The 7,789-nt window shown below is 73.2% G+C and carries 7 protein-coding genes and 1 riboswitch; of the genes, 3 read left to right on the plus strand and 4 right to left on the minus strand.

Annotated elements, in window-relative coordinates:
• Positions 1 to 76: 76 nt before the first annotated feature.
• On the minus strand, positions 77 to 862 hold the full coding sequence (locus tag ACFU5G_RS27900; RefSeq protein WP_377252016.1) for a hypothetical protein: 786 nt from the start codon (positions 860 to 862) through the stop codon (positions 77 to 79).
• Between the two features lie 281 nt (positions 863 to 1,143).
• Here ACFU5G_RS27900 and ACFU5G_RS27905 point away from each other — a divergent pair, with 281 nt between their 5' ends.
• Complete coding sequence (locus ACFU5G_RS27905) at positions 1,144 to 2,643, plus strand: amidase (protein WP_377252018.1); 1,500 nt, start codon at positions 1,144 to 1,146, stop codon at positions 2,641 to 2,643.
• Between the two features lie 355 nt (positions 2,644 to 2,998).
• Here the strand turns inward: ACFU5G_RS27905 and ACFU5G_RS27910 are convergent, their stop codons facing one another.
• The 3 genes from ACFU5G_RS27910 to ACFU5G_RS27920 form a co-directional block, all read right to left on the minus strand.
• Positions 2,999 to 3,136, minus strand: coding sequence for a hypothetical protein (locus ACFU5G_RS27910; RefSeq protein WP_377252020.1), 138 nt, complete (start codon positions 3,134 to 3,136; stop codon positions 2,999 to 3,001).
• A 262-nt stretch (positions 3,137 to 3,398) separates the two neighbouring features.
• Entirely contained in the window at positions 3,399 to 4,817 is a 1,419-nt protein-coding gene (locus tag ACFU5G_RS27915) for an aminotransferase class V-fold PLP-dependent enzyme (protein ID WP_377252022.1), read from the minus strand.
• A gap of 31 nt (positions 4,818 to 4,848) precedes the next feature.
• A riboswitch (SAM riboswitch) is annotated at positions 4,849 to 4,962 on the minus strand.
• 45 nt (positions 4,963 to 5,007) lie between these two features.
• Complete coding sequence (locus tag ACFU5G_RS27920; protein WP_377252024.1) at positions 5,008 to 5,787, minus strand: phosphotransferase enzyme family protein; 780 nt, start codon at positions 5,785 to 5,787, stop codon at positions 5,008 to 5,010.
• A 214-nt stretch (positions 5,788 to 6,001) separates the two neighbouring features.
• Here ACFU5G_RS27920 and ACFU5G_RS27925 point away from each other — a divergent pair, with 214 nt between their 5' ends.
• Both ACFU5G_RS27925 and ACFU5G_RS27930 read left to right on the plus strand, forming a co-directional pair.
• Positions 6,002 to 6,451, plus strand: a complete 450-nt coding sequence (locus ACFU5G_RS27925; RefSeq protein WP_377252026.1) for a rhodanese-like domain-containing protein — start codon at positions 6,002 to 6,004, stop codon at positions 6,449 to 6,451.
• Positions 6,448 to 7,713, plus strand: a complete 1,266-nt coding sequence (locus ACFU5G_RS27930; protein WP_377252028.1) for an O-succinylhomoserine sulfhydrylase — start codon at positions 6,448 to 6,450, stop codon at positions 7,711 to 7,713. Before ACFU5G_RS27925 ends, ACFU5G_RS27930 begins: the two co-directional genes overlap by 4 nt.
• Positions 7,714 to 7,789 lie beyond the last annotated feature (76 nt).

Raw genomic sequence — 7,789 nt, forward strand, 5'->3', positions numbered from 1 at the left:
GGACGCGCCCCTGAGAACAGACAGCTGCGTGACGGTGCGACCCCGGCGTCGTGGTGACGGCCTGCCGGTCAGGCGGTCAGAGGTCGCGCGACGGCGGGGCGAACGTGCCCGAGGCCGGCGGGGCGGTGGGCGCGTTGTTCGGTTCCGTGACGGGCGCCGCGGCAGGGGCCGCACCTTCCGAAAGGTTGCCCAGGAAACCCTCGACCCGCGAACGCATGGGGCCGATCAGCGCACCGCCGACACCGACGATCAGAATTCCGGCGACGGTGGCCAGGAATGCCACGAGGACGGGCATTGTCACGGTGGTGCCGATGCCGATCTGGTTCACGGCGGCGATAACACCGAGGGCAATGATGAGGAACGAGACCGTCTTCGCCACCAGCGAGCCGTAGGAAACGCGGCTCATGGTGTTCAGGAGAAGGTCCTTCACGGCATTCGCGATGGCGCCGGCGATCACCACGATGACGATCGCGACGACGAGGCTCGGGAGCCACGCCACGATCTGGTTGACGATCGCGCTCACCGGGTTGGTAGGCCCGAAGGCGCTCAGCGCGAGCTGCAGCGTGATCAGCAGGATGAAGTAGTAGATGATCTTCGTGAGCAGCGCGATCGGCTCGATGCCGGACCCGGCGAGCAGCCGGTTGGCCCCCGCCCGCTCGAGCACCTTGTTGAAGCCGACGCGCGTCAGGATCATCCCCACGAACCGGGCGATCGCCTTGGCGATGAAGTACCCGATGAGGAATACGACCAGGAACACGAGGAGCTTCGGGATGAAGCTCGCGATCGAGCTGAGCGCGTTGGTGAGCGGCGCCAGCCAGTCGACCTGGTTCGGCACGACGAGTGCCGTATTGAAGAATGTCATTGCTCTCCCCCTTCGAGATCTTTTCGGGCACCCCGGGCGCACATCGTCGGCGCGGCGCAAAGGTGCCAGCACTCCAAGAACATATGCCGGAGAAGCGCATTCTGCGCGGCGGGATTTAGTGCAAGCGAACGCAATTCGAACGCAATTTTGCACATACCCGCAGGTCAGATCGCCGGGTACCGGGCGGCACGTTCATGAATTTGCCTGATTCCCCTGTAGAGCGGGTGAGACATAAGCGACATTCCATCGAGGCTGACGTGGCGAGCGCCTAGCCTGGCGACATGGATGCCCTGCACGAGCGGACCGCCGTCGAGCTCCGCGACCTCCTCGCCGCCGGAGAGCTCACCCCCACCGAGGTGACCGAGCACTTCCTGGACCGGGTCGACCGGCTGAACCCCCAGGTCGGCGCCTTCGCCACCGTCACCCCCGAACGGGCGCGGAAACGGGCGGCGGCGCTCGAGGCGGCCCGGGCGGCCGGATCAGGCGAGGGCCCCACGCCGGGCGGCCTGTGGGGCCTGCCCACCGGGGACAAGGACCTGTGGAACCGGGCGGGCGTGCCCACGGGCTTCGGGTCGCGCGCCTTCGCGGGGCTGCCGCCGGCCGAGGAGAGCGACGAGATCGTCCGGGTGCTCGACGACGCGGGCATCGTCAGCCTGGGCAAGACCGCCGCGCCCGAGCTGGGCTTCCCCGCCTACACCGAGCCCGTCGGCGCACCGCCCGCGCGCACCCCGTGGGACCTGACCCGCGGGGCCGGCGGCTCCAGCGGCGGTGCGGCAGCCGCGGTGGCGGCGGGCCTGCTGCCGTTCGCCCCCGGGTCCGACGGCGGCGGGTCGATCCGCATCCCGGCGGCGGCCTGCGGCGTCGTCGGGCTGAAGCCCACGCGCGGGCTGCTGCCGGCGGGCAGCGGCGTCGACTCCTTGGGCGGGCTCGTGGTGAACGGCCCGATCGCCCGCACCGTGGCCGACACCGCCCTGCTGCTGGAGGCGATGCTCCCGAGGCGCGCCGGGGGCGACGTCGCGCACCCGTACACGCTGCGGGCGCCGTCGTACGCCGCGGGGGCGTACCTCGCGGCCGCGCAGCGGGCCGAGCTGCCGGAGGGCTCCGGCCTGGCCGGCGCGGGTGTCGCGCGCATCGGCGTGACCACGTCGTCGGCCTGGGACGGGTTCTACGACATCGCCGTGTCCCCCGAGGCGCGCGCCGCGCTGGACGCCGGGGTGCGCGCCCTGGCCGGGGCCGGGCACGAGATCGACGAGACCGCGCTGGCCGAGGCGCCCGAGTACGCGCCGGCGTTCCGGACCCTGTGGATGGGCGGAGCGTCGGCGGTGCCGATCGACGACCCGGCGACCCTGGACAAGCTGGAGCCGCTGACGCAGTGGCTCATCCGCACGGGCCGCACGGTCCCCGCGCGGCAGCTCGCCGAGGCGGTGCGCACGCTCACCGGGTTCGAACGCTCGCTCGTGGCGCAGGTCGGCGCGTACGACGCCGTCGTGACCCCGGCCCTCGCGCTCACGCCGCGGCCGATCGGCTGGTACGACGCCGAGGATCCCGAGCGGAACTTCGAGCAGCAGTGCCAGTACACGCCGTGGACGTCGATGCTGAACGTGGCCGGGCTGCCCGCGATCACCGTGCCGACGCACTGGACCGAGCCCACGGCAGACGCGCCCGCCGGGCTGCCGATGGGGGTGCAGATCATCGGCCGGCCGGGCGGCGAGCTCACGCTGCTGGCGCTGGCGGCCCAGCTGGAGTCGGCCCTCCCGGGCTCGCGCGCCTTCCCTCTCTGACGTGTCAGACACCCAGGCCCCCCGAGGGACCTGTACGTCTGACACTTCGGTGGTGGCCGAATGTGGTTTCCGCGGCCCGGCGGCGCGTGATTGGGTACCCCTAGTGGGTATCTGACGCGACGGTGCCACAGCGCCGGGACAGGGAGGACGGGACCATGACCGAGACCTTCGAGACGGCCGTCCCGGCGCGGCGCAGCCGCTGGACCGGGACCTGGCCGACCAACACCGGCTGGATCGTGCTCGGCGCGCTGACGGGCCTCGGCCTGCTGGTGGGCGGGACGGCGATCGCGGGCGGCACCTGGCAGGACGCCGTCGCCGAGGACCCGACCACCGCCGTCGGCGTCGCGGCGCTCTGCTACCTGGCCGCGGCGGTGACCGGCGTGCGCTGGACGGCGTGGCTGGTCGCGCTGCTGGCGTCCGCGATCCCCGTCGCGTCCGAGCTGCTGGACACGCCGCGCTGGATCGCGTTCGTGCTGGTGGGCCTCGTGCTCACCGGCATCGGGCTGGCCCGCGGCCGCAGCGCGACCTGGCCGCAGGCCGCCGCGATGGCCGGCTTCTTCGGCGTCGCCGCCGTCGCCCTGTTCCTGGAGCCGCGCGTCGGGCTGGCCCTCGCGGGCCTCGCCCTCGCCGCGCACGCCGCCTGGGACGTGGTGCACTACCGCCGCGACGTGGTGGTCAACCGCTCGCTGGCGCTGTGGTGCATCGGCCTGGACCTGACGATGGGCGGCATCTGCGTGGTGCTGGCGCTGTGGCCGTCAGTCCTCGTCCGGGAGGCAGCCGAAGGCCTCGTCGAAGCCGAGCGCCGCCGTCGCGAGCAGGCCCGCCAGGCCCGAGCCCTCGGGGACCGGACGCGGGTCGTCGGTCACCACCCAGAGCCCGTCCACGACGTCGTAGCCCGCCTGCGGGCCGTCGGCCACCAGGCTGCCGACGGCGGCGATGAGGCGCTCGATCTCCTCGCCCGCGGTGCCGACGCCGACCGAGGCGCGCACAGCGCCGGCGTCGAACCCGAGGCGGCCGAGCAGCGGGTGCGCGCAGAAGCGGCCGTCCCGCACGCCGATGCCGTGCTCCGCGGACAGGTACGCGGCGACGAGGCCCGGGTCGTAGCCGGTCACGGTGAAGGTCACGACGCCCACGGGGTCGACGGCGTCGGCCCAGACCCGCACGACCTCGACGCGGTCGATGGCCTCGAGCCCCGACACGAGCCGGCGGCGCAGCGTGTTCTCGTGGGCCACGACCTCGGCCGGGTCCAGCGCGGCGAGCTCCTCGCAGGCCGCCGCGAGGGCGACCGCGCCGATCACGTTGGGCGAGCCGGCCTCGTGGCGGGCGGGGCCCTCGTGCCAGTCGGTGCCACCCACCCGCACCCGGCGGACGGCGCCGCCGCCCGCGAGGTACGGCGTGCCGGCGTCGAGCCAGTCGCGGTGGCCCACCAGCACGCCGGCGCCGAACGGGGCGTAGGTCTTGTGCCCGGAGAAGGCGAGGTAGTCCACGCCGGTGGACTCCAGGGAGATGCGGCGGTGCGGCACGAGCTGGGCGCCGTCGAGCGCCACGCGCGCCCCGAACTCGTGGGCGACGGCGACTATCTCGGCGATCGGGAGCGACTCGCCCGTCACGTTCGACGCGCCGGTGAGGGCCAGGAGGGCGTACGGGCGGTCCTCGGCGGCGTCGGCCAGCTCCTCCCGGATCTGGGCGACGGTCTCGGCCACGGTGGCGCCGCCGGTCAGCACGGTCGCGCCGGTGGTGCGCTGCCAGGGCAGCAGGTTCGCGTGGTGCTCGACGTCGAGCACCAGCACGCGGCCGGGCTCGCCGTCGGCCTGCGCGGGGACGCAGCCGGCGAGGAGGTTGAGGGAGTCGGTGGTGTTCCGCGTGATGATCGTCAGGTCGTCCTCGCGGGCGCCGACGAACGCACCGATGGTGCGGCGGGCGGTCTCGTAGAGCGCCGTGCTCACCTGCGAGAGGTAGCCGGCGCCGCGGTGCACGCTGGCGTACAGCGGCAGCACCTGGGTGACGCGGTCGGCGACGGCCTGCAGGGCCGGGGCCGACGCGGCGACGTCGAGGTTCGCGTACGAGACCTGGGTGCCGTCCACGAGCGGGACGAGCGTGCCGCCGCCGACCACGGGCCGGAGCGGGGCGAGGCCGGTCACCGCGGTGGCACGGCTGATGGTGGGAGCAGACATGGCGTCCTCCAGCACAGTCCTGGGGGAGGTTCCCCCGCGCTTGCCGCGCACGGGTGCGCACGGCCTGGTCGTCACCCGGGGCACCCCACCGCGGAGGGAGGGTTGCCGGCCAGCGAGCCGGGGCTTGACGCTGGCGCTCATGACCTGCGGCCATCCTGTGCTGCGGGCAAAAGCCCTGTCAACGCATGTCTCAGATGCTGGTCCCACCTGCTGGTCGGGCCGCGCGGCCCCCGAGGACGACGACGCGGGCCGCGTCCGAGCGGTACATCGCGGCGTGCTCGCGCAGCTCGGCGGGACCGCCGGCGTCGGCCCTGGCCTCGCTGAACGCGGCGAGCTCCGTCAGGCGCTCCGCCATCGTCCCGAGCACGTCCGCGCGCGACCACGCGGCGCCGTACGCGTCGACCAGCGCGTCCAGCCGGGCCAGCGGGTCCAGGTGGCCGACGTCGTAGGACACCCCGGCGAACGCGTCCTGCGCGAACGGGGCCAGGCGGTACGCGGTGTACGCCACGTCCCACAGGCGGGGTCCCGGTGCTGCCGTGTCCACGTCGATGAGGCCGACGAGCCGGCCCGCGCGGAACACCATGTTGTAGGGCGCGGCGTCGTTGTGGCAGATCACCTCGGCCGGCTCGCGGGCGGGCAGCTGCCAGACGGCGTCCGGCAGGTCGAGGTCGAGGGACGCGTCGTGGAGCCGGCGCAGGAGGCGCCCGGCGTCGCGCAGGTTCTCCTCGGACCAGAGCCACTCCGGGGCCGGCCAGCCCGGGACGTCGCCGGGGAGGAACGAGAGGATCTCGCGCTGCCGCTCGTCGAACCCGAACGGTTCGGGCACCTCCGTGACGCCGCGGGCCCGGACGTGGCGCAGGTACGCGTGGACGGTGGGCGTCCACGGTCCGGCGGAGCGCCGCACGGTGTCCCCCGTGCGCACGACCTCGGACATGTTCCCGCCGGTCAGTGGTTCCTCGTTCGCAGACACGGTCGTCACCGTAGCGATATTCGCTTTCCCTACCAGATTGGCCGGGTTGCCTGTCGAGACACTGTTCCACCCACCGGACACATGTCGTAGGGTTGGCGGCGACCATCCCGAGCGGCCGAGTGACGTGGCACGACGACGCCGCAGCAACCCAGCGTTCCCCGCAACAGCGGAGGACGGCCGAGGGTGCTACCGCCACGACCGATGGAGGAGCATCATGAGCGACCCCGCGCGCATCGACGTCCGGCCCGCCGAGGGCTACGCCGGCGACATCACGCCCGAGCAGGCCTGGGAGCTGCTGGCCGCCGACCCGTCCGCCGTCCTCGTGGACGTGCGCACCCAGGGCGAGTGGCGCACGATCGGCATCCCCGACACGGTGACGCTCGAGAAGCAGCCCGTGTTCAGCGAGTGGGTGCAGGCGGGCGGTGTGCCCAACCCGCGGTTCCTGGAGGAGCTCCGGGCGGCCGGCGTGACCGACGGGCCCATCGTCTTCCTCTGCCGCTCCGGCCAGCGCTCGATCGCGGCGGCGCGGCTCGCCACGGCGTCGGGCATCGCGCCGTCGTACAACGTGCTGGACGGCTTCGAGGGCGCGCCCGGGGCCGACGGCGTCCGCGACCAGCGCGGCTGGAAGGTCGTCGGGCTGCCCTGGACGGCGGGTCCCGCGTGACCGTCACCGGTGCGTTCCCGGCGGACGCGAACCCTGGCGGCTCCGGCCGCAAGCCGCTGCCGGCCGGGGTGCGCCCCGCGACGCTCGCGGTGCGCGGCGGGCACCAGCGCAGCGAGTTCCAGGAGACCAGCGAGGCGCTGTTCCTCACGCAGGGCTACGTCTACGACAACGCGGCCGAGGCCGAGGCCGCGTTCAAGGGCGACGTCGACCGGTTCGTCTACTCGCGCTACGGCAACCCCACGGTGCACACGTTCGAGGAGCGGCTGCGCCAGCTCGAGGGCGCCGACGCCTGCTACGCGACCGCGACCGGCATGTCCGCCGTGTTCACGTCCCTGGCCGCGCTCGTGAGCTCGGGCTCGCGGATCGTGGCCGCCCGCGCGCTGTTCGGGTCCAGCGTGGTGATCTTCGAGGAGATCTTCAAGAAGTGGGGCGTGCGCACGGACTACGTCGACGGGCACGTGCTCTCCCAGTGGGAGGAGGCGCTGGCCACGCCCGCGGACGTGGTGTTCTTCGAGACGCCGTCGAACCCGATGCAGGACATCGTGGACGTGCGCGCCGTCGTGGACCTGGCGCACGCCGCCGGGGCGACCGTGGTGCTCGACAACGTGTTCGCCACCCCGCTGCTGCAGAAGCCGCTGGAGCTTGGCGCCGACGTCGTCGTGTACTCCGCGACCAAGCACATCGACGGGCAGGGCCGCGTGCTGGGCGGCGCGATCCTCGGCTCGACCGACTACATCACCGGTCCCGTGCAGACGTTCATCCGCAACACCGGGCCGTCGCTGGCACCGTTCAACGCCTGGACCCTGCTCAAGGGCCTGGAGACCCTGCCGGTGCGGGTCGCGGCGCAGGGGGCGAGCGCCCTCGCCGTCGCGCACGCGCTGGAGGAGCTGCCCGCGGTGGGCACCGTGCGCTACCCGTTCCTGGACTCCCACCCGCAGGCCGAGCTGGCGCGCTCCCAGATGAGCGGCGGCGGCACAGTGGTGACGTTCGACCTGGCAGTCCCCGAGGGGTCCGACGCCGAGGCCGCGAAGCAGCGGACGTTCCAGTTCCTCGACGCGCTGCAGCTGGTCGACATCTCGAACAACCTGGGCGACGCGAAGTCCCTGATCACCCACCCCGCCACGACCACGCACCGCAAGCTCGGCGCGGTTGGCCGGGCCGCCGTCGGCATCGCGGAGACCACGGTGCGGCTCTCGGTGGGCCTGGAGGACGTGCGGGACATCATCGAGGACGTCGAACAGGCCCTCGCGGCGCCGAGGTAGAACCAGGGCGAGGTAGAACCAGGGCGAGGTAGAACCAGGGCGAGGTAGAACCGCCACATGCGCTGCGGTTCTACCT

The organism is Promicromonospora sp. NPDC057488, assembly GCF_042802395.1.
Classification (GTDB): Bacteria; Actinomycetota; Actinomycetes; order Actinomycetales; family Cellulomonadaceae; genus Promicromonospora.